The following is a 25,077-nucleotide window of genomic DNA, read 5'->3' on the forward strand; positions in this document are numbered from 1 at the left end:
CCGGCAAATCGGCTATCGTGCCGAGCCGAATGAGACGACGATGACCGGCTTCAGCGTAAAACCTCTTGATGAAACCACCTGGCCTGACTTCGCCGCGCTAGTCGAAAGACACAATGGCATCTGGGGCGGCTGCTGGTGCATGGCCTTCCACGCCAAAGGCGTTGGCGCCGTGCAAAACCGCGTGGAGAAGGAAGCCAGGGTGCGCGAGGGCCGCGCCCACGCTGCCCTCATCTTCGATGGGCCGGCCTGCGTCGGCTGGTGCCAGTTCGGCCCGACGGAAGAGCTGCCGCGCATCAAGCACCAGCGTGCCTATCGCGAAGGACTGGTGAGCCTTCCGGATTGGCGGATCACCTGTTTCTTCGTCGACAAGTCATACCGCGGCAAGGGCGTCGCGGCCGCCGCGCTCGAAGGCGCCGTCCAGGAAATCGGCCGTCTCGGCGGCGGGACGGTGGAAAGCTACCCCGAGGATGCGGAAGGACGGTCGGTCCCCGGCGCCTTCCTGCACAATGCAACGCTTGCCATGTTCGAGCGCCAGGGTTTTGAGCGCGCCCGCCGCCTTGGCAAGCACCGCTGGCTGGTCAGCAAGGTTGTGATGGCGAAGGGCTAGGCAGCGAGTGCGGCGCCTGCAGGCAGCCATCGGCCCGGCGTCAGACCAGCGGCTCCCTCACGGAAAAGAGCTGCAGGCTGCCCGGCAGCCCGCTTGCTTCCATCTCGCCATGCTCTTCGAATACCAGCCCGGAGCCGACCACGAGATCGCGCACCGTTCGCGATGCGATGATCTCGCCCGGCCGCGCATGGTCGAGCAACCGCGATGACAGCTCGATCGCGATGCCGGTGAAGTCATTGCCGCGCTCCTCGCATTCGCCGGTGTGGACTGCCGACCGGACATCCAGATCGGAATGCCGCAGGCGATGGCGGATGGCGATTGCGCACTGGATTGCCCGCGTCGGCCGTTGGAACACGGCGAGGAATCCGCTTGCCGAGCGCCTGATCTGGCGGCCTTCGGCAGCGAGCAGTTCGCCACGGATATCCTCGGCGTGTCGCTCGATCAGATCTGTACCTGCATCAGATGGCTGGCCGCCTATCTCCAGCGACAGCACCGACACCAGAACCCCTTCGCCCGACGCTGCCGGCAAGGCGCGGGTGACGAAAGCCTGGATCTCGCCGACGAGGCGATCGGAATTCTCGCCCCAGATCACGTGATCCCGGCCGGTCAGCTCGATATATCTGGCGCCTTCAATATGCGTTGCCAGGTAGAGTCCTTCTTCCCGTTTGACCCAGCGGTCGCCCGTCGTCTGAACGATCAGTGTCGGAACATGAATGACAGGCAGGATGTCGCGAACATCGATTTCGGTTCCCCAGCGCCAGAGTGAGATCGCCTCGGCGGGCGAGGCTGAATTCCTGAGGTAAGCGGCGAACCATTCTCTTTCGAACGTGTCGTTCATCAGGCTGGGGGCCGCATTGCCCATGTCCGCCGGCTCTCCCCACTGTCTCTCGATGGTGGCTAGGTCTTCTTCCACCTGCTCGGCCGTCCTTGCCCACGGGTAATCCTTCGACCACCTGCCCCTGGCATAGGTTCCGTTGAGCACAAGTGCCGCCGTGCGCTCGGGATAGGTCGCCGCGAACAGAATGCACATGGGGCCGCCCTCGGAACTGCCGAACAGAACCGTGCGCTTCGAGCCGACCGCATCCAGCACGGCCCGCATGTCCTCCATCCGCTCTTCCAGGGTCGGCAAACCGACATTGCGGTCGGACAGCCCCGTGCCGTGCTTGTCCATGCGGATCAAGCGGCAGAAGCCGCCGAGGCGCTGGAACACATGCGAAAGCCGTGGCGAGGCCCAGGCAAGGTCGAGATTGGAGACCCATCCAGGCACAAAGATCAGGTCGATCGGCCCGTCGCCGGTCACCTGATAGGCGATGTTGACCCCGGCGGATTTTACATAGTGGGTCGACGGGCGCAGGGGCTCGCCGCTTGCCTCGGCCTGGACGCGCGACGGCTCGGAGGCCGAAGCCGGACGCGGCGATGTCGTGCGGCGGGCCCGCAGCATCTCGTGCAAATGTCTTGTCTCGGGCTCGGGCTGCAGATGAAGCTCCCGCTGTAACGCACCGCGACAATTCTCATATTGCCTCAGCGCGAGGTTGATCCGGCCCTGGGCCGCATAGGCTCGCATCAGGGCGCGGTGGATGTCCTCCCTCAGCGGCTCGATGGACAACAGGCGCGTTGCGGCCCGCACGCATGAGGCGGGATCGTTGGTCACGCAATAGTGCGAGACGAGCTTGTCCAGTGCCGCGACGGCCATCGCCCTCAGGCGTTCCCGTTCGACCCGCAGCCAATCCTCGAACGGCTCCTCCTTCAGGCCGAAGCCGTCAAGCAGGTCGCCGCGATAGATGACAAGTGCCCGTTCGAGGTCGTCGGGCGCCGAGCTGACGGCCAGCACCTCGAACTGCGCGACGTCGAAATCAAGGCCATCGAGAAGGAAGGCAATGTTGTCGCCGTCCTTCAGGAAGCGCCCGCTGCCGGACGCCTGCATGACTTTGCTGACGACCGATACCGCCTGCCGGAGGTTCATCCGGGCCTGGGTCTCGCTGTTGCCACCCCAAAAAAGGGCGCCGAGCTTCTCGCGCGACTGCCAGTGTCCGGACTGCAACGCGAGGTAAGCCACCATCGCCCGCGCCTTGCGGCTAAGGGCCGGGACCGCGGCCCCGACACCGGCAAAGTCGAAACCACCCAGTAGATAAAGATGAGGCGCCGTCATCGGATCCGCCACAGCCACAATTTGGCGGCGATCCTTTCGCGTCGCGGTCTCTATTTCAACCGTGTTTCTGCCTGCGTGGCGCTTTTCACGATTCCATCACGCTGGTTCCGCCGCGTTTCTCACGGTGCGGGAGGAGATTGCCCGGACGAGGCCCTTGTCTCAGGAGGACGCAATGCTACGCCCGAACACGACTGACTGGCCCATCTGGCATGATGATCCCTGGCAGAACCCGCAGCTGCGCGACGGGCTTATGCCACTGCGTCATGATATTGCGCTTGCGCGATATCTCCAAAGACAGCAGGCTTGGCGGGCATCGGCGGTTCGCAAGTTCGATCTCTCGGCCGCTGCGATCCGCGCATCTGTACTGGTCGCGCGTGTCGGGAGCGCTTTCTTCCGGCGAATGCGCTCCTTCCTCGCCTTGGCGAAAAATGCCTTTGAGTTAATCGACGACATTGGCTCGACGCTGTCGAAGGCTCACTCGCAATTCAGCAAAACGCTCTGGGGTCGCTGAGCGCCGCTAGATCCCCGAGCCATCCAGTTGCTGGCTGTCCTCGCCTTCCCAGGGCGCCGGCATGGAAGCCCGGCTTAGATTGGCTGTCGGCAGCGGCATCCAGCACTTCAGTTCCGGTTCGGCGTATCCAATCACGTGTCCCGGAGACGAGTCGGAAGCGCGCCAGCCTTCAATGCCGAACTGATCGGCTCGCGACCAATAGGCGAGGTCGACCTCGGCCGGCCCCTGTTCGGACGGCCGGATCGTGACCAGGATCCGGCTGCCATCCTTCGGCGCACTGGTCATGTGCCGCCACCGTTCGGGCTCGTCCATCGCATGTCCTCCTGCAGTCTGGCTGTCCGAGCAGAATAGTCGCTTCGCGGCCAAGGCTGGTCAACCGATCTTTGCAGGGGACAGCTCCATCGTTCGCGGCTAATCTGGCTCGGCTGCATCTGGGATATGCGCGATGAAGAGCGAAGGGTTACTGCCCAACGCCACCCGGTGTTTCCCTGGGCGCGGACATGGCCGCTGTCGTGCAGCGGGGAAATCGCCCGTGGGGTCATGGCCACGGGACCGACTTCGGCCGGTTCGACACAGGGGGAAAAACGATGTCGATCAAGGTGATCGGAACCGGCTTTGGCCGCACCGGAACGGATTCGATGCGCGAAGCGCTGACCATCCTCGGTTTTGGCCCCTGTCATCACATGTCCGAAGTTATCGCCAATGAGGAGCAGAAGCGGCTCTGGCGCGCGCTGGCGAAGGGCGCCGTGCCCGACTGGAGTGCGCTGTTTGCAGGCTATGCCTCCTGCATGGACTGGCCATCGGCGTATTACTGGCGCGAGCTGATCGAGGTATATCCCGACGCCCGGGTCATCCTCACTTGGCGCTCTGCGGAAAGCTGGTGGCAGAGTTTCGAGAAAACCATCCTGGCCGGCATCAGCCAGAGCCAGGATCAGGAATCGCTGGGCATTGCCTTGGTTTCGAAGCAGGTCTTCGGCGGCAAGGCGCACGACCGCGCGGCCGCGATTGCCCTCTACGAGGCTAACGTCGCCGCCGTCATGGCGACAATGCAGCCGGAGCGCCTGCTGGTCCACAATCTCGGCGACGGCTGGGAGCCCCTGTGTGCGCATCTGCGCGTTTCGGTGCCGGACCAGCCCTATCCCAATCGCAACAACACCAGGGAATTTCAGGCGGGATTTGCGCTGAACCAGCGCGCTGAGGGAAGGTCGGCGGCTTCGGCTCCGCCAGATCCGCGAGGCCGAAGCTAGAGCCTGTTCCATCCCGATGGAATCGGGATGGGCCGTATCCCTTTGTTTGAGCATGATCTTTTCCGAAAACCGGATTCCACTTTTCGGGATCATGCTCTAAAAGGCAGGGCCGACTATCGCAGCCTTGCCGCAATGGGAAATTCCACGACGTCTCCCGCGGGCCGAGTGTATTGGGCCGCGACAATTGCCTCGATCAGAAGGTCCAAGGTCGCGCGGGCATGGCTGCTCGTCCCATCGTCGCCGCGCAGATAGTGGCATGCTCGTTCAAGATGGAGGTGTGCGGCGGCAAAGTCGCTCTTCATAAGCTTCTCCTTATTGCCCGCCGTTCAACAGGGATGGCCGATTCGCTTTACCCGATGGCAAATATCCACAGTCGGATTTGAATTAAATGCCTGGCTTGTCGATCCTCACCATGCCGCAATATCCGCAGGCGCGCGGCCCCAAAGCCGCCACGTGGCGCCATCGCCTGAGAAGGGGCCGGCGCCAGACTGATCATGCTATTGAGATGAGGCCAGGCCCGCCGTCCAGCTCGCTACAAACGCAAGCCGCGGAGCCATTCCGACACCGCGGTTTGTGCCTCACCTGCAGCCTCCCCCAGCACCGCGAGGCCGTCCAGCACGCTGGCATCCGGGCACAATTCCTGGATGTCCCGCCGGGACCGGCCGAGGCCGCTGACAATGTAGGTGACGAATGGTGCAATGATCTTGCCTGACAGATCATGGCTGGACAGGAAGCTGCGGACCGGCGGCGTCAGCCTGACGTTCCAGAGCGGCGAGCCGATGAAGACAACGTCGTAATCCCGAAGATTGTCGATTGTCGTCTGCAAGGGCGGCATGTAGTCGGAGCTCTGTTCTTCGACGTTTTGTGCGACAAGCGCATCATAGTCATCCGGATAGGGCTGCACGGTCCGGAGCTCCACCATGTCGCCGCCAACCAGCCCATGGATCTGGTTGGCGACAGTCCTTGTGTGGCCGGTGCGCGAATAATAGAGGATCAGCACCTTTCGGCCGGCAAAGTTCGGCTTTGCCGGCTCGGCGAGGATTATTGTTGGCATCAGAAAAAGCCCGCCTGTCACAAGCCCGGAAATTGCCTTCCAGGAAGAACCGAGGAATTGCCTCCGATCCTTCGATATCCGCCTCATGCCAGGCTGACGCTGGCGCGCCATCGCCTAGCGGCCCGTCATGTCGAGCACCGCTTGCGGCAAGCGGGCACCCTTCAATGTGATCTGCGACGCCGCCTGGTCGATATCCCTGAGCTCTTCCGGCGCAAGCTCAATGGCGGAAGATCCGAGGTTTTCCTGCAGACGGTGTAGTTTGGTGGTGCCGGGGATCGGAACGATCCATGGCTTCTGTGCCAGCAGCCAGGCAAGCGCGATCTGCGCCGGGGTAGCGCCCTTCGCCGTCGCCACGCTGCGCAGCAGGTCGACCAGCGCCACATTCGCTTTCAGCGCCTCGGGCGCAAAGCGGGGAACGCTGGCGCGGAAGTCGGTGCTGGCAAAAGTCGTGTTCGCGTCCATATTGCCGGTCAGAAAACCTGCCCCCAGCGGGCTGAAGGGAACGAAGCCGATGCCGAGTTCCTCCAGCGTCGGCAGGATCTCCGCCTCGGGGCCGCGATACCACAGTGAATATTCGCTTTGCACCGCGGTCACGGGATGGACGGCGTGCGCGCGCCGGATGGTCTGCGCCCCGGCTTCGGAGAGACCGAAATGCTTCACCTTGCCCGCATCGACCAGCTCCTTGATTGTGCCGGCGACATCCTCGATCGGCACGGCGGGATCGACGCGGTGCTGGTAGAAGATATCGATGCGGTCGGTCCTGAGCCGCTTCAGCGCAGCCTCCGCGACCGCCTTGATATGGTCCGGCCTGCTGTTCAGACCGCCGCTGCGCTGGCCCGTCTCAAGGTCGATGTCGAAGCCGAACTTGGTGGCGATCACCACTTTATCGCGCAAAGGCGCCACCGCTTCGCCGACCAGCTCCTCATTGACGAACGGACCATAGGCCTCGGCCGTGTCGAACAAGGTGACGCCAAGCTCGACGGCGCTCCGTATGAGCGAGATCATGTCGCTCTTCACCGCCGGCGGACCGTAGGCCGAGGTCATGCCCATGCAGCCGAGCCCAAAGGCCGAGACGTCGAGGCCGTTTCCAAGTCTGCGCTTTTGCATCTTCTTTCTCCTTGATTGCGGTTTGAAAAAATCGCTCAGCGATCGATCCTTGCCGCCTGTTGCGGAGAATAGCGCTCTCCCTGCACGGCAATCGCGGAAACCGCGTTCTCGATGTTGGCAAGATCGGCTGCGGTCAGCGCCACCGTGGACGATCCGATGTTCTCCTCGAGGCGATGGAGCTTCGTCGTGCCGGGGATCGGAACGATCCAGGGTTTCTGCGCCAGCAGCCAGGCGAGTGCGACTTGTGCCGGGGTCACCTTCTTCTCAGCCGCGATCGCGACGATCGCATCGACCAGCGCCTGGTTTGCCTTGCGGGCCTCTTCCGCAAAGCGTGGGACGGTGTTGCGGAAGTCGCTGCTTGCGAACGTCGTGTTGGCGTCGATGGCGCCGGTTAGGAAACCCTTGCCAAGCGGGCTGAAGGGCACAAAGCCGATCCCCAGTTCTTCGAGGACCGGCAGGATCGCCTCCTCGGGTTCGCGCCACCACAGCGAATATTCGCTTTGCAGGGCGGCGACCGGCTGCACTGCATGCGCGCGCCGGATGGTGCGCACGCCAGCCTCGGAGAGGCCGAAATGCTTCACCTTGCCTTGGCTGATCAAATCCTTCACCGCGCCCGCCACCTCTTCGATAGGCACGACCGGATCGACGCGGTGCTGGTAGAGCAGGTCGATGCGGTCGGTCCGCAGTCGCTTGAGCGAGGCCTCGACGACGTCGCGAATATGCTCCGGCCGGCTGTCCATGCCTTCATGTCCGGCCGTCCCGGCAATGTCGATGCCGAACTTGGTGGCGATCACCACTTGGTCGCGGATCGGCTGCAGCGCCTCGCCGACGACCGCCTCGTTCGTGAACGGCCCATAGACCTCCGCGGTGTCAAAGAAGGTGATGCCCCGCTCGAACGCGGAGCGGATCAGACGGACCGCATCCGGCGTCGCCATCGGCGCCCCGTAGGACTGGCTCATCCCCATGCAGCCAAGGCCAAGGGCCGAGACTTCGAGGTCGCTGTTTCCAAGTTTCCGCTTTTGCATTTGTTTGTCCTTTCAAGAATTGTTGGAGGCCGCGCCACGTCCGTGTCGCGATCTCCGTTTCAGGTCGGATGTTCGATGCTCATGCCGCCCAGGGTGCGGCCTGGTATTGTTGGTCGCTGACATGCTCCATCCAGTCGGCGGCCTTGCCGTCGAGCGATTCCTGGATGGCGATGTGCGTCATCGCCGTGGTCGGCGCAGCACCATGCCAATGTTTCTCGCCGGGCTCGAACCGGACCACGTCGCCCGGACGGATGTCCTCGATCGGGCCGCCCCAGCGCTGGACGCGGCCGCAGCCTGCCGTAACGATCAGGATCTGACCGAGCGGATGGGTATGCCAGGCGGTGCGCGCGCCCGGTTCGAACGTCACCGCATTGCCGGCTGCACGCGCCAGCGCGTTTGCCGCAAACAGCGGGTCGATGCGGACGGTGCCGGTGAACCAATCGGCCGGTCCCTTGCCGGAGGCTTGAGAGCCGCTTCGCTTGATGTCCATGGTCTGGAGTCCTTCGATCGGCCGCGGCGTTCGCCCGGCCTTTCCCGATGATTGGTGTTGGGTGGAATCTAGCGGCTGCGAAGGCGGCGGATTAGATGGTATAATCCGCATGCACCTATGAGGAGGATTCATGAATGCCGCGCGAGAACGTCAACGACCTGATCGCTTTCCTGGCGGTGGCCAAGGAGCGGAGTTTCACCCGGGCGGCGGCGCAACTCGGCGTTTCGCAGTCGGCGCTCAGCCACACGGTTCGCGGGCTGGAAGAGCGGCTTGGGCTCAGGCTGTTGACCCGCACCACGCGCAGCGTCTCGCCGACGGAAGCCGGCGAGCGCCTGCTGCAGACCATTGGCCCACGCTTTGAGGAGATCGAGACCGAGCTCGCCGCGCTGAGCGAACTGCGCGATAAACCCGCCGGCACGGTCCGCATCACGGCGGGCGAGCATGCCGCCGACACGGTGCTGTGGCCGGCTTTGGCGAAGGTGTTGCCGAACTATCCCGACATCAAGGTCGAGATCATCGTCGACTACGGTCTCACCGACATCGTCGCTGAGCGCTATGACGCCGGCGTCAGGCTCGGCGAGCAGGTGGCGAAGGACATGATCGCCGTGCGTATCGGCCCAGACATGCGCATGGCGGTGGTCGGCGCGCCCGCCTATTTCGCCAGGCGCAAGCCGCCAAAAACGCCGCAGGACCTGACGGCGCACGATTGCATCAATCTCAGGCTGCCGACTTATGGCGGGCTCTACGCCTGGGAGTTCGAGAAGAACGGCCGCGAGCTCAAGGTGCGGGTCGAAGGGCAGTTCGTCTTCAACACCTCCGCGCTCAGGCTGAGCGCGGTGCTGGCCGGCTTCGGCCTGGCCTATCTGCCGGAAGACCAGGCGCTGGCTCATATTGCCGATGGCCGGCTGGTGCGCGTGCTCGCCGACTGGTGCCCGCCCTTTTCAGGCTGCCACCTCTATTACCCCAGCCGCCGGCAGCATTCGCCGGCCTTTGCCGTGCTGGTCGAGGCGCTGCGCTATCGGGGGCGAGGGGCGAGCCAGCCCGACTAACCTACGCCGGCTGCATCTCCGGCGCGGCAGAGGCGGAAGGCGAGGCATCTCAAACATGCACCGTACCATGCGAAAGCTCGCCTTCCTCGCTGCTGACGAGGACGGCCGCGGCGAGCATCGCGGCATAGGCCAGCCCGACAATGCATGTGACAACGATGCCGGGCACCGGGCCAAGCGAAGCTACCCGCATCGCGTCGAGGAACGAGGCGCCGAAGCCGATTGGCGATCCGTCGCGTTGCAGGCTGGGCGTCGTGATCTTCAGCACCCAGGCCAACATCAGGATCGTGTACATGAAGATGTAGTTGCGGCGCAGCCGCCGCACCAGCGCCGCGCGCTGCGAGATCAGGAAGCGTGGCGAGCGTAAGCCTTCGCCGACAATAGCCAACCAGTTGGAGGCGTAGTCCGGCTGCGGCGAGAAGATCTGGGCGAAATAATAGCGCTCGAACTGGCGTACCCGGGCGCGGTAGACGTCGAAGAAGCGGTAGCGCCGCGCCTCGATCCACAACAGCAGTGTGATGAGCAGCATGGCGAACAACAGCACGCCGTGATGGGCGCTGGGCGTCGACAGCGACACCGACAGCATGGCGGCAACAACAGTGATCGCCCAGTTGCTGGTCCGGTCCAGCCTGTCGCGCCAGCCGGCCATGCGGGCGATTTCGGCGCGATGGAAATGCGACATCGTCGTTGCCAGTTCCGATGAAGTGAGCTTCATCGCGAACACCTCCGACGCCCGCGGCGCTGCTGCCGCTTCGGCCGGCTTCACGGTCTTGACCTGGGACATTCCCCGCCACGCGCCTCCCTGACGCCATGGCCGGCCGAAACAAGCCGGCCTACACCCCAATAGATACAACGCGCGGTCGGCCGAAACGTTCCAGCCTCTTTCCTTGGAGGAGTTTATGCGCTCAGCCAGACCCGCTCGGCTACGCGGTCGAATGCGGTGTGTTAATGCCCGCTTCCCGCGCCGTTTTGCCGACGAGACCTGACCGCTTCCAGCAGTTCGCACTCGCCGGTGTGAGCATTTCGAAAAATGGCCACAACCATCACCGCCAGGATTTCGGCGTCCGGGTCCAATGGGTCGAGACGCTCATCCGCGCAGATCCGATCGAACACGCGTTCGCAAATAGCCAGATCGTGAGGGCTGAGGCAGGTGCGATTGAAGCGCCGACGCAGCATCTGTGCGAACCTTTCAGGGCCCGCTGCCCGTGCTGCAGCGGGCCTCTTACCGACGAACCGCTGAGGCGATGGAATGCTCCAGCGATAATATCGTCGATAGTGTATTGCGGTGAGTTTACTCGTTTCCTGACGATTGAACTGTCAGCAATCCCAAAATTTCCCCGCACTCGCGAGCTTTATACTGACCAATTGTCATCAACTGGTAGTAATCCTGCCGCTTGTTTTCCGGTATATGAAAGCCGCGCCTAAAATCGGCCGCCTCCTTCGGCGTTCGAGTGCAGCCGATTTTACTGGCGGTGACTTTCAAACTGGCCAGTGAGCATCCGATCTTGGCCGCAATATCCTTCAACGGCTCGTTGTTAACGTATCCGTCAAGAATTATCTTGCGACGAGCTTCGCTGTTGAGCTTTGTGTTCATCTCTAGGGTCTCCCCAACTACGCTTCTACAATGCTCGATGTATATGCACCGGGTTGAAGAGTGTCGTTAGCGTCGCATCCAGAAACTTATCTCGGAATGCATTTGTTGCTGCAACTCACCGTGATCGCCGGCTCTGTCGACGCGAGTTCAGCTGCAGTCGGCAGGGTTGCGGCTGTGGTCACCGAACGGCTTGATCGGGCTGGTCTGTCGATATCGGCCTCAGAGCCTTGCCAGATACCCGAGATACACCACATGATTGAGCGGGGCATGGGCATAGCCGATTCGGATATGGCACCACGCGATGGACGCTAAAAAGCAAGGCAAGACCCCGGAGCGTGATCGACGTCGTTGGCCGCGCGAAGCTCAACCTCACAACGAGCAAGCTTCGCCACTCGCGCCGGCGCTCGAGCCTTTGTCCTTTTCAACGCTCGAACTGGCACCAGTGGATCAGTTCGCCGCCTGGCAAGCGCATATGGCTCCGCTTGTCGAGGTCAAGTTGCCGGATGACAAATCGCCGGACGATGGCTTTCCCGCCGACCACACGGCCTGGAACCTCGGTGGCATGCTGGTCGTTCAGCAGCGCGCAGCGGCACACAGCTACATGCGTTCTGCCGCAAAACTCCGGTCCAGTTCGATCGATCACTGGTGCATCGTCTTGCCCCACACTGGCCGGTCGTGGACGGAGGTCGATCGCCGCGTTGTAGAAGGCCAGCCGGGCAAATTGGAGATCAGGTCGCTTGGCTATCCGTTTCGCGGGAGGACAACGGACTCCGAAAGTCTCTTTCTCTATCTGCCGCGTGATTTGTTCGCCGATGTGGCCGCAACCCTCGACGCGAAGAACAATTCAATTCTGTCCGGCAACTTTGCCAACCTCCTGGTCGACTACGTCAACAGCATCGAGGCAAGACTGCACAGTCTCACGGGCGAAGATCTGCCCCGCATCGTGCACGCAACACGCAGCATGATCATTGCCTGCCTCGCGCCTCCGGCGGAACATGCTGCCGCCGCCGAACAATTGGCGGGTGTCGCGCTGATGGAGCGAGCGCGCCGATACGTCCAAAACAATCTGGACGCGGCTCGTCTGACACCGGGTTCAATGTGCCGGGCGCTCGGCGTCTCGCGTTCTCGTCTCTATCAGTTGTTCGAACCAAGCGGTGGTGTTCTCCACTACATTCAAAGCCGCCGGCTTCTGGCAGCCCATATTGCGCTTAGCGATCCGGCGGACAGCCGGCGCATTGTTGAAATTGCCGAGGCCTTCGGGTTCAGTTCAGCGGCCAATTTCAGCCGGGCATTCAGCAAGGAATTCGGTTACAGCCCCCGCGAAGGCCGCAGTACGGTGGTGTTGCCGCGCCCGGCCCACTCTGCTTCTCATGCAGAACACCAGAAGGCCTCTTCCTTTGAAGGTTGGCTCAAGGCGCTTGGAAATTGAAACAGGATCGGCGATGTTGAGATGGAGCAGGTTCAAGCGGGCTTGCCAGGGGCGGTCAAGGCCACGCTGGCTCATGGACCACAATATTTCGTGTCGCGTCGATCGCGACATCAATCATACAGCCAATTCCCGCCAATTGCCGATTTATTAATGAACTGTCACAGTTCATTAATATCGACAATTTGCCGCCAATCACGGCAGAGCATGCATTGCAACAACGCAGCTGCGGAACTTGTTAAGAAGCGAGTTGAAAGTTTGCCAAGCTTGGCAGTTATGCTATTTCTGGACTGGGGAACTCGAATTTGCACCGCCTATGGAGGTGGCTCTTGAACTCAGAGGCATCAGGCGTCGGCACGGATAGTGAGGGGCTTTCCTCAAGCGATGTTCCACGTGCCGGCGAAGCGCTTCTCGCTGACCTTTTGGCAAACACGACCGAACTTTTGTCGTTCTATGACAGCGACTTCTGTCTGACGCACTACGCAACCAAGCTCAAAGGCGTGTACGGAGGCGCGGTAGCGCCAGGTGCCGCCGTTTGGGAGATCTACCCGAGCTTCCTCGATGCGAGGTACCGCGACGAATTTCTTCGTGTGTTCCACGGCGGCACTCCTGCACGCATCGACTTGCCGCGATCATCGGACGAAGCGCCCCGTTCCGTTTTCGTCTTCGCCGCCGCGAATGGTGTGGGAATCATCGAGACAAGGGGGCACGGCGAGCGGAGCGCGGCGGAGGAGCAGGAGCATGGAATTCTGCTCCATCAGGCGACGCACGACGTGCTGACCGGACTGCAGAATCGGCGGCGATTCGGCGAGCGGCTACAGCAGGCGCTGGTGGCCATCGGTGGAGCAAAGCCGAAAGCCGCACTGTTACAAATCGACCTCGACGATTTCAAGGCGGTCAACGACACGCTCGGTCATGGAGCAGGCGACACGCTTCTTCAACTCGCGGCGGGTCGAATCCGCGACGCTCTGCAGGACGGTGAATCCGCATACCGGTATGCCGGCGATGAGTTCGCCGTCATCCAATTGGGAAAGGATCAGCCCGCGGAAGCCGAGCGCCTCGCAGGATCGCTGGTCGACGCGTTCAAGGAGCCTTTCGTCATCAACGGCATTCCCGTTTTCGTAGGCTCGAGTATCGGAATTGCTTTCGGGCCGGAGCACGGGACCGATGGCGAGCAGTTGATGAAAGCCGCCGACATTGCACTTTACGCAGCCAAGACGGATGGACGCGGTTGCGCTCGAACGTTCAACCGTTCGATGCTGCTCTTGCTCGAGCAACGCGAGAATCTGAGGCGCAACCTTCGAACCGCGCTGGAGCGGGGCGAGCTTTATCTGGAGTATCAGCCGCTCATTCGCTCTCCCGCGTCGGTGATCGGCTTCGAAGCGCTGCTGCGGTGGCGGCACCCCGAGATCGGAATCATTCCACCCAGCGTGTTCATACCGATCGCCGAGGCGGACGGTCTGATGGACGAGATTGGACGATGGGTGCTCGAGGAAGCCTGTCGCCAGGCATTGACGTGGCCCGCCTCGCTGACGGTCGCAGTGAACCTGTCGCCGGCTCAGTTCCTTAGCGGTTCGCTGACGGATACCATCGCTCAGGTCATTGATGCAGTTGGAATCCGGGCCGACCGACTTGAACTCGAGATTACCGAGACGGTTCTTCTCGAGAAGACGATCGACAATATCGACACATTAAACACGCTGAACGTCCTGGGAATACGAATATCACTCGACGATTTTGGAACATACTACTCATCGTTGAGCTACCTTAAGAACTTTCCCTTCGACACGTTGAAGATAGATCAGTACTTCATTGCCGACCTGGAGACCGATCTCAAAAGCCAGACCATCGTGCGATCGATCATAAATCTGGCGCACGGCCTGGGAATAAGCGTCACCGCCGAAGGGGTCGAGACGTCGGCACAGGCGCGGTGGCTCATCAAGGAGAATTGTGATTGCCTGCAAGGCAATTTCCTGGGACGCCCGCTCGGAGCCGAGGCAACCAGCAATTTCATCAGACGGTCCCCGCTAAGGGTGGTGCGAGCGATGGAGGAATCAAATCGGGCGGTTTAGAGCGGTTCAGCTTTTCATAGTGCCGCCGACCCGCTCTAAGTATTTGTTTTTACGCAATTTCGGACGGAAAACCGCTGCGCAGGTTTCCTGAAATTGCTTTGCACCTTGCACCCTTTGTTAACGGTGAAGTGGAGATTTGTACAAAACGATCGAGGCAGATACCGCTCAATTCTTCGAGTCGGTGCAAGAGTGACTCATCACGGCGCGCGGTGAAATTTTTCATTGCGGAGACCATCGCCCTACCAGGGCTCAGTGCCGATGGAACAAGGGAGGATGCCTATGGGACCTGTTCATCATGAGCTGGCTGGCGAGCCGACTTTTGCGCCCATGATCCAGATCGACATGGAAATCAAAGCTTTCGTCTCCGCCTGGAGTCACTGCCATTATGTCTCGTCATACATGGCCCGGATGATCAGTCAAAACAGATCAGACTCGGTCCGGCATTCAAATCTCTTCTCCTCTGCCCTCAATGAATTACTGGAAGTCGCCTTTCGTACCCGCCATGCCGGTGGTGAACTGGCATGCAGGGTGTCCCGCCACGGCGCAACGGACAGGATCGAGCTGACGTTCCCATGCGTGCCGGAGGAGCGCCAATTCTACGAAGAGGCCGTGTCACACGTCGCAGGAACAGAAGCCAGGGAGCGATACCTCAATTCGGTGTCGGGGGATCTCGCGCCCAGCCGGGAGGTCGTGCTCCTGGAACTGGCTGTCGACTACAACGCGATACTCAGGGTCGAGGAAGCCGATGGTGATGCAATCAAGCTTGTCGTGGATCTTCCGCTTGAGGGTCTGCAACATTGAGCCCTTACGACCTCCTCCCGCGCTTCAAGGCGCAATATGACGCCAACAACCAGGAGTTCTCCATATCCGGGGTGGTCCGGCCTCAGGCAATCGATGAGCTTGGGCCCAGCATAGCATTGCTCCGCGATGCGATCGGCCGTGTGCGCGGCGTTCTCTACGTCAATGTCAGACGCCTGACGCAGATGAATAACGCCGCGTTTCACGCCTTTTCGAGGATCATCATCGACGCCTGCCGCGCTCGGCCCGATCTCAAATTCGTCGTCATCACGTCAAGCGTCGTCGGATGGACCTCGCGAAAATTCGGTCGCTTGAGCGGAATCGAGCCGAACATCACGGTCGAGGAGTATGACAGCGAATTCTATCCGGGACAGGGCTTCCTCGAGGAAGGCGGGTTCGTTCCGATCCTGCGTTCACAGACGAAGATGACCTGGCGCCACGAGCGCGCAATCTTGCCGCGACACGGCATGAGGCCGGGGATCGTCATGGCCGACATCTGTTGCGGGATCGGCGATTTCGCCGTGCTCGTGCAGAAGGAGTTCCAGCCATCGCGGATCGTCGCCCTCGACCACTCCATATCGAGCCTGAACTATGCCCGACAGGTGATGCGGGAGTTCGATATCCGGGGCATCGAATATACCTATGGAGATGCGTCGGAGATGCTGCTCGACGAAGCGCAGTTCGACCTAGTGACCTGCCGGCATTCCCTCCAGATATTCAATCGGCCTGAACTCATCCTCAAGGAGCTCTACCGCATATGCAAGCCGGGCGGGCGGGTCTACATCACCAACGAGAAGAATTCGCATTGCCTCGGCGAGCCGCGCGCCGAAAGCATCCGTTGGACCTACAACGAGGTGGCGAAGCTGTTCGGGCATTTCGAGATGGACGTCGAGCTTGGGCCAAAGAGCCGGCGATACCTGATGGAATCAGGATTCGAAGATATCCGTGTGGAGACCTTCATGGTCACCAACCTGGACAGCGATCCGCAGGATTTCGCCGATGTGATTGCGGCTTGGGCGGATGTCTATGCGGGCGAGATGGCGACTAGGCGCGGCGATGGACCGGAGTTCGTCGCACGGTTCCGGCAGGGCTTCGAGGATCACATTTTCGCTGCGCTCCATCCCAAGGGTTATGCGGGTTGGCCGATCTGGGTCGCATCGGGGCGACGGCCGCAATGAAAGCCGACAATGAGCCTACGCCGCGCTTCGGCCTGCGCTCCTTTCGAGCGAAATTCGTGTTGGTCGTTGGCGGCGCCGTCCTGTTCGACCTCCTGCTGAGCGGTGGCCTGGCGCTTTGGAACGTTCAGAAGCTGTCGCGCGACGCGACATCGGAAGTCGGTGAGGGCCTGACGACCGCAAACCAGGAATACATTCGTTCCTATGCCGAATCGACGGCGTTGAGCGTCGATCTGCTGCTCGATCGGGTTCACGGCGACGTCAAGGCGCTGGCTGGCGTACTGCAGGCCCAGATCGACGAACCGACGAGGCAGCAAGAGGTCGGAGCGACGCTTTCGCATGAAGCGCCCGGCTCCGTGAAGGTCGTCTACGACGCGCAGGGTGATTGGGCGCAGAACCTGCCTGGCGCGCCTTCCGTGGTCAGTGTCTGGGGCTACCTGCTGGGCGCCGATCACACTCCGCTGCCCGAAGTTCAGAAGGAAATAGAAGACAGCACCGTGATCGATCTCGTCGCGCCGACTCTCATGGCCAGCGGATCGTCCAAACTGCAAATGTACTATATTGGTCCAAAAGAACGGCCGATCTTCAGGACGGTGCCGTATACGGACCAGGCGCAGACCTTCGACAAGCTCTATCCGGGCCATAACAAGGCGGAGTTCTGGGAGTTCTTCTTTCCGGGCATCTATGGTTCATGGCAGCAATGGGCCAGGGATCCAGCCTCGCGTCCGGTCCCTGACGATATCACCCAGACAGCGCCTTATACCGATGCAATCACGGGAAAGCTGATCGTCAGCTTTTTCCACCCGCTGTGGACGCGCGATCACACCGGTATCGCCGGTACGGCCGGGGCAGACATCACTCTCGATCAGCTCGCGGAAGTCGTCGAAAGGGTGAAGATCGCTGAAACCGGGTTCGGCTTCCTCACCATGTCGACTGGCAATGTAGTGGCGATCAATCCGTCGGGCCAGGCGATCATCGGCCTGACTTCATCAAGCGACGCGGGCACGCAGGGCGTCACCGGCCTGGAGCGGTCCCTGCGGGGAAGTACGCAGCCGGCTATCGCGTCGCTGCCCCTCGGCCAAAACAATGACGGTGTCATCCAGCACATCATGCTCGACAACAAGGGCGAACGCGTACCCTACATTGTTGTCCTCAAGCGACTGAAGCCGACCAATCTGTGGAGTTCGGGACCGATAAAGTCCGAGACGATGTCGGTCGGGATCGTCGTCCCCGAACGGGAGATCTACGCGTCCCTGTTTACCGCACAGCAGAGTATTTCGCGCGCAACCAATCGTATTCTGCTCTTTCAAATCGGTGCGATCATCGTTTCGCTTCTGATTGTTTTCGCGGCCGTGCTCGGAATTTCGAAGCGGATCACCGCGGGCCTCAGGGCGCTTGCCAGTGCCGCCCAGCGACTCCAGACCAAGGACTATTCAGTCCGCGTCAGCATTCCGACGCGCGACGAGGTTGGAGCCGCTGGCATCGCTTTCAACCGCATGGCCGAGCAGATCAGCTTCCACACGGAAAACCTCGAGCAACTCGTCGACGAACGAACTAGGGAGCTCGGCGACGCCAATCAGGAGATTTCCGCACTCAACGAAAAGCTGCAGGACGAGAACGTCCGCCTCGGCGCCGAGCTGGCGGTTGCCAGGCAGATCCAGTTGATGGTCCTGCCGAAACCATTCGAACTCGAAGCGATTCCAGGGCTGGAGATCGCGGCCTACATGCGGCCGGCCGACGAGGTCGGCGGTGATTATTACGACGTCCTGCAGAACGGATCACGGATCAAGATCGGCATCGGCGACGTGACCGGTCATGGTCTCGAGAGCGGCGTGCTGATGCTGATGGTTCAATCCGTTGCACGCGCGCTGCAGGAGACCGACGAAGCGGATCCGCACCAGTTTCTGGACCGGCTGAACAGAGCAATCTACAAGAACATCGAGCGGACGAACACCGGCAAGCATCTCTCGCTGGCCTTTCTTGACTTCGAGGATGAGCGGGTAACGCTATCCGGCCAGCATGAGGACGTTCTCGTCGTGCGTGCGGATGGGGAGGTCGAACGCATCGATACGCTTGACCTGGGTATGCCGGTTGGTCTGGAGAATGACATCTCGAAGTTCATCGACACGCGTGACATCCTGTTCGAGAGTGGCGACGTAATCGTGCTGCACACCGACGGTGTGACCGAGGCGGAGGATCAGGACAAAAGGCTATTCGGGTTCGAGCGCCTCTGCCAGAGCGCAAAAAAGCGTCAAGGCGGGAGCGCCGAGGACATCAAGATCGGGATCATCGAGGATCTGATGGCCCATATCGGAGTCCAGAAGATCCATGACGACATCACCCTCGTGATCATAAGGCACACATAGCAATGACAACGCTGTTCGGGACCCCTGACATTGCAATCGGGATGAAGGAGAGCGTCAGTCGGGTGCGGCTGTTCGACGGACCTCTCGACTTGAGTTGGCGGCATTGTGCCACGACCTCGGACTTCATCGCCGATCTTTTCGCGTTGCGCTTCCGGTCGTCCCGCAATGACTACATCGAAGTGCGGCACAGCATCGGCTATCTGGTCAACGAGCTCATCGAGAACGCCGTCAAGTTTCGCGCACCGGGCGAGATCGTGATCGAGGCGTCGATGGATTCGGAGTGCTTCAAGCTCAAGGTGTCGAATGACGTCGACGGTGAAAACGTCTCCGAATTCAAAAACCTCCTGGCGGACATCACGGTTGGCGACCCCAGAGACCTGCTGATACAGCGAATTGAAGCGAATGCCGCGAGCCCTGACGTGTCACGCTCCGGACTCGGATTGCTGACGCTGATGAGCGACTATGGCGCACGCCTGGCCTGGATATTCAGCGCCGCCGACGAAAGCGATCGGATTTGCCTGGAAACCTATGCCTCCATTCCGATCTCGCAAACGCACAACTAGAAGAAACGAAGCCAGGCCATGGAAATCAAGACAGACGACTACCGCGTGTGGAACGAAGGAAGCGATATTTTCTTCGACGGCGCAATGCGGCTTGCCAGTTCCGAGGCCGGCGCGCCCGTCACGGCTTTGGCGACCAGTGTTCTTGCCTCAAATCCCGCTTCCATTACACTCAATCTGAAGGACCTTCACTTTCTCAACTCTTCCGGCATCAACCTGCTGGCGAAATTTACCATCGAGGTACGCAAGCATCCCGATGTTCGCCTCGTCGTGCGTGGAACGCCCGACATACCCTGGCAATCGAAATCACTGCCGAACCTGAAGAAGCTGCATCCCGCCCTGGTGCTTTTGATGGACTAAGGTCGCCCGAAATTGGCCGAGGGACTGCGTGAGCCAGCGGCAATCCTGGGCGGCGTCGGCCGGTCGGTGCAAGATCGCCGCACCGAGAGCGAGATATGTACGCCAGGATAAGTATCTGGATGCGAAGCTAACGACATTCCGACTTCGTCCGTAGATGTTCGCAACGGGTCTGGCGGGGGCTCGGCACAGGCGGCAGGCGTCCAGAAAGCTGGGGTGTCGCTGCCTGTGCCGGCAACGCCTCCCGCTACGCGGTCAAAGGTGTCCATTGAGTAAGCGTAGCAAGGTCAGTGGCGGCCGGCTGGAGTTCATTCCGCCGCAGATCCCGACACCGGTCGAGCAACCGCCCGAAGATGAGGGATGGGTTCACGAGGTCAAGTTCGACGGCTACCGGACGCAGCTCATCATCGATCAAGGCGGCGTGCGCCTTTTCAGCAAGAACGGCCATGACTGGACGACAAAATACTGGCCGATCGCGCTGGCAGTCGAGCTGCCATGCAGGGCTGCCATTCTCGACGGCGAGGTTATTGTACCGGGCGAGCAGGGCGCTCCCGATTGCCCTGCGCTGGAATCCGCGATCTGGGATGAGCCGAGCCGGCTGGTGTTCGTGGCGTTCGACATCCTCCATCTCGATGGTCGCAATCTTGCCCCCTTGCCCCTGCTGCAGCGCAAGCAGGCGCTGTGGCAACTGGTTGAGCCTGGCGCCGGCAAGATCCGGTACAGCGAGCATTTCGACGGCGATGCGCTGGCGATCCTCCGCGCCATCGACAAGATGGGGCTTGAGGGCATCATCTCGAAGCGCGCCGACAGCCGCTACCGGAGCGGATCGTCGACCACATGGCTGAAGGCCAGATGTTTCGAGGAACGCGATTTCCGAATTGCCGGGCGTCATTCGCGAGCCTGGCACGGCTCCAGCGGCCCTGATGGCCACGCGTGACGGCGAGAGACGGTATCTCGCCAGCGCTGGCTGATTGCAGTTCGGACAGCCAGGGCAGCAAGTTAGCCCTTGATGTCCACACTCGCTTTCGCGGCGGCCGATACCAGCTGGATCGGGGGCCGCTCGCCGGGCGTGCCGCTTTTGGCGACGACGACGCGGTCGCGTCCTTCGCCCTTGGCTTCGTAGAGCGCATGGTCGGCGGCATTGGTGATTTCAGCCCAGCCCGCGCCATGCTCGGGGTAGGCGGCGACCCCGAACGAGACCGTCACGGTGCCCAGCGTGCGGCCGCGATGCGTCAGGTGGAGCTGCCTGATAGCCTGGCGCAGCGCTTCGGCCCGCTCGGCGCCTTCCTCGAGCGAGCATCCCGGCATGGCGATGGCGAATTCCTCGCCGCCGTAGCGTGACACGACATCGCTGTCGCGCGCATGTTCGATCAATGTCGCGGCGACCTGCTTCAGGACGAGGTCGCCGGCTTCGTGCCCGAACGTGTCGTTGAACTGCTTGAAATGATCGACGTCGAGCATGAGGATCGTCAGCGGCTGGGCCGAGCGCTCCATCCGGCGCAGTTCGCGGCTGCTTGTTTCCTCGAGATAGCGCCGGTTGAACAGGCCAGTGTTCGGATCGCGGATCGATTGCTGCCGCAAAGTCTCGCGCAGGCGCAGATTGGCCAGCGCCAATGCCAGCGTGTCGACGACGCCGCGCAGGATCTGCTGCCTTTCAGCCAGCCATTGCGGCTTCTCGACTGCGTTCGGCTCGCACAGATGCAGGATGCCCAGCGTCTCGCCTTGCGCCGCCAGCGGCATGCAGACATAGCCCTTCTTGCCGTTCTCCGTGATATGGGCGCAGCGAGGAGTCAGCATGCCCGGGCCGGCGACATGCTCCTGGCCGCGCCGCAGCGCCCAGCAGTCTTCGGGCGCAAATTGCGTGGCGCTCGAGCGGATGTCGCCCCAATGTGCCATCTCCTCGACCAGATTGCGCGAGGCGCTGGTCAAATGCACCGTTCCGCTCAAGCCGCCGAGGAACTCGGTCATGGCCGTGCCGACCACAGAAAAAGCTTCGGGGAAGGTCACGCAGGCCTGCAGCAGCTCGCCAAGCTTGACCAGGCGGGTCGTGGTTTCCGACTTCTCGTGCAGCTCGCGGTTGAGCACCGCCATCTGATCGGCACGCTCGTTGACGACCCCTTCGGCGCGGCGCAACTCGCTGATGTCGTTGAGGGTGAGGACCAGTCCGCCGTCGGAGCGGCTGAGCGGACTGCAGCTGGCGATGACCGGCACATGCGAGCCATCGGATCTGGTCAGGCGCACCTCGCCCTGGTGCTGGCGGCCGGTGGCCAAGGCCATTTCAATGGGGGAAGCGCCGGCGGCGAACGCGCCACCTCTCGGGTCGCGCACCGTCAGCACCGAATCCCATTGCTGCCCGACGATCTTGTCGGCGCGCCGCCCGATCATCGTTGCGGCCGCTGGATTGGCGCTGGCGATGCGGCCGTCGACGTCCAGCACCGCGATGCCTTCGGCCGCCGTCTCGACGATATCCTCGACATGCGCCCGCGCCGATGCAAGCTGGTCCGCCATGGTGTTGAACCCGTCGGCCAGCTGCCCGAATTCATCCTTGCGGGCATGACTGATGCGCGTCATGGCATTGCCCTTCGCCAGCGCTGCCATGCCGCCCATCATATCCTTGAGACCGGAGCCGAAACGGCTGAGCAGCATCCATGCAAACCCCACCGCGACCAGCACCGCCGCCGCGGCGCTGAGGCCAACCAGCCAGAGCAGGCTGTTGGTGCGCTCTTCAGCGGCATGAAGGACAGGATCATATTCCAGCAGCACGGCGCCGATGATCGTATCCTCGGGATATTCGATCGGCACGGCGAGTATGGCGTTCACTTCCCCCGTGTCGACAAACTTGCGCGGGATGCCGTCCTCCAGCGTCTGGCCGATTTCGTTACCGGAATCGTGTTCGAATTTTTCGCCGATCTTGTGCTCTTCGTCGGCGGCATGGGCAACGACGGTCTTGTTGCGGTCGAGAACCAGGAAATCTCGACGCATGCGGCGATGCTGGTGCTCCATGAATTGTTTGAGCGCCTCTGGCCGCTCGAACAGCGAAGGGGTCCCGTCGGACGGCTTGAAGACGATGGTGTCCGCCAGTTCCCGCGCGACGTTGGTCGCCTCGGTCAAACCCAGCGACCTGGTCGCGGCCATCTGCGTAAAGATCGCAAGGCCGCCAACCAGCCCGATCAGCGCCGCGGCGCTCGTCATGCTAAGGATGATCAAGCTTTTGATGCGCACGTTACCGACTCGCTGAGAACGAGGGCATCTTACACGCCAGATCGAGCTTGTAGTTCATCTCCTGTGTTTATTACCAAATGCTTATTAACCTGCTAACGGCGACCAAGCTGGAAGCTTATCTCGCTGCGGTTCATGAAGGCAATTGCCGCTGCCTCGCGGTCACTTGCCGTCGAAGAAATTGCTGATGGCGGCTTCCAGCTTCTCGATGAATTGAGGGTTGTGGCAGCTTCCCGCCCAGATCATGGCGTTCAGTCGCATATCCCGATTGAGGAAGTTCACCTTCCGAGTCTCCAGCAGATATTCCGCGATGGCGAAATGCCGACCCTTGATGGCCTCGATCAGCGCATTGTTGCGCCCTGACTTGTCCATCAGATTGACGTCGGCGCCATGTTCCACCAGCAGCTTCACGATGCCCAGATGCCCGTTCTTGGCGGCTTCGATCAGCGCCGTGCGGCCGTAATAGTCGGCGGTCGCATTGATGTCGATTGCGCGATGTTTGACGAGGGCCGAGATGGAAGCGTAGTGGCCCTTGGCTGCGGCCAGGCTCAACGGCGTGCTCTTCCATTTGTTTCGGGAGTTCACGTTGATTTCGGGGTGTTCGATCAACGCTTCGACTGTCGCGGTGTGGGCGTTGAGGGCCGAAAGATGCAGCGCCGACCAACCACCTTCGTCCGCCTGGTTGATATCCGCGCCGGCGGCCAGCTCCGATTGCACGGCTTCCGCATCACCCTTTTCGGCGGCGACCAGCAGGCTCGACCACCCTCTGTCGTCTTCGGCTTCCAAGCTTTTGGTCAATGCGGTGGCTCCCGGATGTGCCAGGCCAGAATACCACACATCGCGCCGTTTCGATGGCGTCCGGCAACGGGAACCACGACAAATCCTGATGCAATGGCCGCTCCCGCGAGCGGCCATTGCTTTGGCACGGGCTACGCCGCCTGCAACTGCCGGCTAGGTTGCGGCGGGAACGCGATGGCGATTGCCATCGCACCCAGTCCGACGATGGCCGAGCCGATGAACAGCCAGGAATAGTTGGCGTAGGCGTCGAACACCATGCCGCCGGCCAGCGGGCCGAAGGCCATGCCGAGGCTGGACAGCATGGTTGCCGCGCCGAACACCGTGCCGATGATGCGTGGCCCGAAATATTCGCGCGCCAGCACCGCATAGAGCGGCATGACGCCGCCATAGGTGGCGCCGAAGACGACCGCCAGCATGTAGAACTGGTCGAGCTGGCTGACGGCAAGATAGGCCGCGATCACCGCGGCCTGGATCGCCAGCCCGGTGATCAGCACCGGCTTGACGCCGAGCCTGTCGCCAAGCAGGCCGAACATCAGCCTGCCGCCCAGGCCGGCCAGGCCCTCGACGCTGTAGATCGTGACCGCCGCCATCGGTGCAACGCCGCACAGCATGGCATAACTCACCATATGGAAGATCGGGCCGGAATGCGCCGCACAGCAGGCGAAGAAGGTGAGGCCGAGCACGATGAATTGCGGCGAGCGCAACGCCTGGCCGACCGACATGCCGGCACCTTCGGCGGCAGGGCCTGAGGTGGTATCATGGGCGACAAGCTTGGGCGGCTGCCGCACCAGAAGCACCGCCGGCAAGAGCAGCACCCAGGCCATGACGCCGATGTCGAACATGGCGGTGCGCCAGTCATAGGCTGATATCAGCCAGCGCGCGAAGGGCGAGATGGTCATCGGCGCCACACCCATGCCGGCCGAGACCAGCGACACCGCAAGGCTGCGGTTGGTGTCGAACCAGGCGGTGGTTAACGCGATCATCGGCGCGAAGAAGGCGCTGGCCGCGAGGCCGACGAGCACGCCATAGGTTAGCTGGAAGCTGAGCAGCGACCCGGTCTGGCTCGCCAGCACCAGCGCCAGCCCGAGCAGCGTAGCGCCCACCAGCACGACCGGGCGGGCGCCGAGGCGGTCGTAGATGGCGCCCCAGGCGAAGCCGCCGACGCCCATCACCAAAAAATTCAGCGTCATCGCGCTCGATATGCCGGCGCGCGACCAGTGGGTGTCGAGCGATATCGGCTCAAGAAAAATCGCCAGCGAAAACATCGCCCCGATGGCGACACAGCTCATCAGGGCGCCGGCCGCCACGATGACCCAACGATAGGAAAAGTTCATGCTTTTCTCCCAACATCATGTCTACGCGGCGCGACCTGTTTCGAGCTCCGTCACGCCGCTTGCGTCCGAAGGACGTTGGCGGGATTTCGAATCCGACAATCCGGTTGCATTTATTATCCAGTCGGCGCGGCGAGCTCACAAA

The 25,077-nt window shown here is 61.7% G+C and carries 24 protein-coding genes; 12 read left to right on the top strand and 12 right to left on the bottom strand.

From position 1 onward, the window contains the following. Positions 1–40 precede the first annotated feature (40 nt). Positions 41–607 carry a GNAT family N-acetyltransferase gene (locus tag AC1D0N_RS05605; RefSeq protein WP_477242264.1) on the top strand — a complete coding sequence of 189 codons (567 nt, stop codon included), beginning with the start codon at positions 41–43 and terminating at the stop codon, positions 605–607. Between the two features lie 40 nt (positions 608–647). On the opposite strand, the gene AC1D0N_RS05610 is transcribed toward AC1D0N_RS05605, so the two are convergent. Further along, positions 648–2,756: an alpha/beta fold hydrolase gene (locus AC1D0N_RS05610; protein WP_477242266.1), complete on the bottom strand. Its 2,109-nt coding sequence runs from the start codon at positions 2,754–2,756 to the stop codon at positions 648–650. Positions 2,757–2,928: 172 nt separating this feature from the next. On the opposite strand from AC1D0N_RS05610, the gene AC1D0N_RS05615 reads away from it, so the two are divergent. Next, positions 2,929–3,267, top strand: a complete 339-nt coding sequence (locus AC1D0N_RS05615; protein WP_477242268.1) for a hypothetical protein — start codon at positions 2,929–2,931, stop codon at positions 3,265–3,267. 6 nt (positions 3,268–3,273) lie between these two features. On the opposite strand, the gene AC1D0N_RS05620 is transcribed toward AC1D0N_RS05615, so the two are convergent. After that, entirely contained in the window at positions 3,274–3,579 is a 306-nt protein-coding gene (locus AC1D0N_RS05620; protein WP_477242270.1) for a hypothetical protein, read from the bottom strand. Between the two features lie 275 nt (positions 3,580–3,854). Here AC1D0N_RS05620 and AC1D0N_RS05625 point away from each other — a divergent pair, with 275 nt between their 5' ends. Continuing rightward, complete coding sequence (locus AC1D0N_RS05625; protein WP_477242272.1) at positions 3,855–4,514, top strand: sulfotransferase family protein; 660 nt, start codon at positions 3,855–3,857, stop codon at positions 4,512–4,514. Between the two features lie 532 nt (positions 4,515–5,046). Here AC1D0N_RS05625 and AC1D0N_RS05630 read toward each other — a convergent pair. The 4 genes from AC1D0N_RS05630 to AC1D0N_RS05645 form a co-directional block, all read right to left on the bottom strand. Further along, entirely contained in the window at positions 5,047–5,568 is a 522-nt protein-coding gene (locus tag AC1D0N_RS05630) for a flavodoxin (RefSeq protein WP_477242274.1), read from the bottom strand. Between the two features lie 114 nt (positions 5,569–5,682). Beyond that, positions 5,683–6,675 (bottom strand): aldo/keto reductase, encoded by a 993-nt coding sequence (locus AC1D0N_RS05635; protein WP_477242276.1) that lies wholly within the window; start codon positions 6,673–6,675, stop codon positions 5,683–5,685. 35 nt (positions 6,676–6,710) lie between these two features. Beyond that, a complete protein-coding gene (locus AC1D0N_RS05640; protein ID WP_477242278.1) occupies positions 6,711–7,700 on the bottom strand; it encodes an aldo/keto reductase in 990 nt (329 codons plus the stop codon). Positions 7,701–7,779: 79 nt separating this feature from the next. Next, complete coding sequence (locus AC1D0N_RS05645; RefSeq protein ID WP_477242280.1) at positions 7,780–8,190, bottom strand: (R)-mandelonitrile lyase; 411 nt, start codon at positions 8,188–8,190, stop codon at positions 7,780–7,782. 134 nt (positions 8,191–8,324) lie between these two features. Between AC1D0N_RS05645 and AC1D0N_RS05650 the strand changes: the two genes are divergently transcribed. Further along, positions 8,325–9,239, top strand: coding sequence for a LysR family transcriptional regulator (locus AC1D0N_RS05650; protein WP_477242282.1), 915 nt, complete (start codon positions 8,325–8,327; stop codon positions 9,237–9,239). Positions 9,240–9,288: 49 nt separating this feature from the next. Here AC1D0N_RS05650 and AC1D0N_RS05655 read toward each other — a convergent pair whose 3' ends face one another. The 3 genes from AC1D0N_RS05655 to AC1D0N_RS05665 all read right to left on the bottom strand — a co-directional run bounded on the left by AC1D0N_RS05655 (position 9,289) and on the right by AC1D0N_RS05665 (position 10,830). Further along, positions 9,289–10,020, bottom strand: coding sequence for a DUF2270 domain-containing protein (locus tag AC1D0N_RS05655; protein WP_477242284.1), 732 nt, complete (start codon positions 10,018–10,020; stop codon positions 9,289–9,291). 161 nt (positions 10,021–10,181) lie between these two features. Continuing rightward, positions 10,182–10,412 (bottom strand): hypothetical protein, encoded by a 231-nt coding sequence (locus tag AC1D0N_RS05660; RefSeq protein ID WP_477242286.1) that lies wholly within the window; start codon positions 10,410–10,412, stop codon positions 10,182–10,184. Between the two features lie 115 nt (positions 10,413–10,527). Continuing rightward, positions 10,528–10,830 (bottom strand): hypothetical protein, encoded by a 303-nt coding sequence (locus AC1D0N_RS05665; protein WP_477242288.1) that lies wholly within the window; start codon positions 10,828–10,830, stop codon positions 10,528–10,530. Positions 10,831–11,131: 301 nt separating this feature from the next. Between AC1D0N_RS05665 and AC1D0N_RS05670 the strand changes: the two genes are divergently transcribed. The 8 genes from AC1D0N_RS05670 to AC1D0N_RS05705 all read left to right on the top strand — a co-directional run bounded on the left by AC1D0N_RS05670 (position 11,132) and on the right by AC1D0N_RS05705 (position 20,521). Beyond that, positions 11,132–12,259: a helix-turn-helix domain-containing protein gene (locus AC1D0N_RS05670; RefSeq protein WP_477242290.1), complete on the top strand. Its 1,128-nt coding sequence runs from the start codon at positions 11,132–11,134 to the stop codon at positions 12,257–12,259. 419 nt (positions 12,260–12,678) lie between these two features. Then, entirely contained in the window at positions 12,679–14,328 is a 1,650-nt protein-coding gene (locus AC1D0N_RS05675; protein ID WP_477243094.1) for a putative bifunctional diguanylate cyclase/phosphodiesterase, read from the top strand. Positions 14,329–14,607: 279 nt separating this feature from the next. Continuing rightward, positions 14,608–15,129 (top strand): ubiquinone biosynthesis methyltransferase UbiE, encoded by a 522-nt coding sequence (locus tag AC1D0N_RS05680; RefSeq protein ID WP_477242292.1) that lies wholly within the window; start codon positions 14,608–14,610, stop codon positions 15,127–15,129. Beyond that, positions 15,126–16,304, top strand: a complete 1,179-nt coding sequence (locus AC1D0N_RS05685; RefSeq protein ID WP_477242294.1) for a methyltransferase domain-containing protein — start codon at positions 15,126–15,128, stop codon at positions 16,302–16,304. The genes AC1D0N_RS05680 and AC1D0N_RS05685 overlap by 4 nt, the downstream gene beginning before the upstream one ends. After that, positions 16,301–18,667 carry a SpoIIE family protein phosphatase gene (locus AC1D0N_RS05690; protein ID WP_477242296.1) on the top strand — a complete coding sequence of 789 codons (2,367 nt, stop codon included), beginning with the start codon at positions 16,301–16,303 and terminating at the stop codon, positions 18,665–18,667. Before AC1D0N_RS05685 ends, AC1D0N_RS05690 begins: the two co-directional genes overlap by 4 nt. A gap of 2 nt (positions 18,668–18,669) precedes the next feature. Beyond that, positions 18,670–19,230 carry a slr1658 superfamily regulator gene (locus tag AC1D0N_RS05695; protein WP_477242298.1) on the top strand — a complete coding sequence of 187 codons (561 nt, stop codon included), beginning with the start codon at positions 18,670–18,672 and terminating at the stop codon, positions 19,228–19,230. 18 nt (positions 19,231–19,248) lie between these two features. Beyond that, entirely contained in the window at positions 19,249–19,587 is a 339-nt protein-coding gene (locus AC1D0N_RS05700; RefSeq protein ID WP_477242300.1) for a slr1659 superfamily regulator, read from the top strand. Between the two features lie 265 nt (positions 19,588–19,852). Further along, the gene (locus tag AC1D0N_RS05705) at positions 19,853–20,521 is read left to right on the top strand and encodes an ATP-dependent DNA ligase (protein ID WP_477242302.1); all 669 of its coding nucleotides are present in this window, start codon (positions 19,853–19,855) and stop codon (positions 20,519–20,521) included. A gap of 62 nt (positions 20,522–20,583) precedes the next feature. On the opposite strand, the gene AC1D0N_RS05710 is transcribed toward AC1D0N_RS05705, so the two are convergent. From AC1D0N_RS05710 to AC1D0N_RS05720, 3 genes are all read right to left on the bottom strand, one after another. Further along, positions 20,584–22,806 (bottom strand): sensor domain-containing diguanylate cyclase, encoded by a 2,223-nt coding sequence (locus tag AC1D0N_RS05710; protein ID WP_477242304.1) that lies wholly within the window; start codon positions 22,804–22,806, stop codon positions 20,584–20,586. Positions 22,807–22,965: 159 nt separating this feature from the next. Next, entirely contained in the window at positions 22,966–23,601 is a 636-nt protein-coding gene (locus tag AC1D0N_RS05715) for an ankyrin repeat domain-containing protein (protein ID WP_477242306.1), read from the bottom strand. A 131-nt stretch (positions 23,602–23,732) separates the two neighbouring features. Continuing rightward, entirely contained in the window at positions 23,733–24,935 is a 1,203-nt protein-coding gene (locus AC1D0N_RS05720; RefSeq protein ID WP_477242308.1) for an MFS transporter, read from the bottom strand. Between the last annotated feature and the right edge of the window lie 142 nt (positions 24,936–25,077).

Source organism: Mesorhizobium sp. P2_E10, from assembly GCF_056404235.1.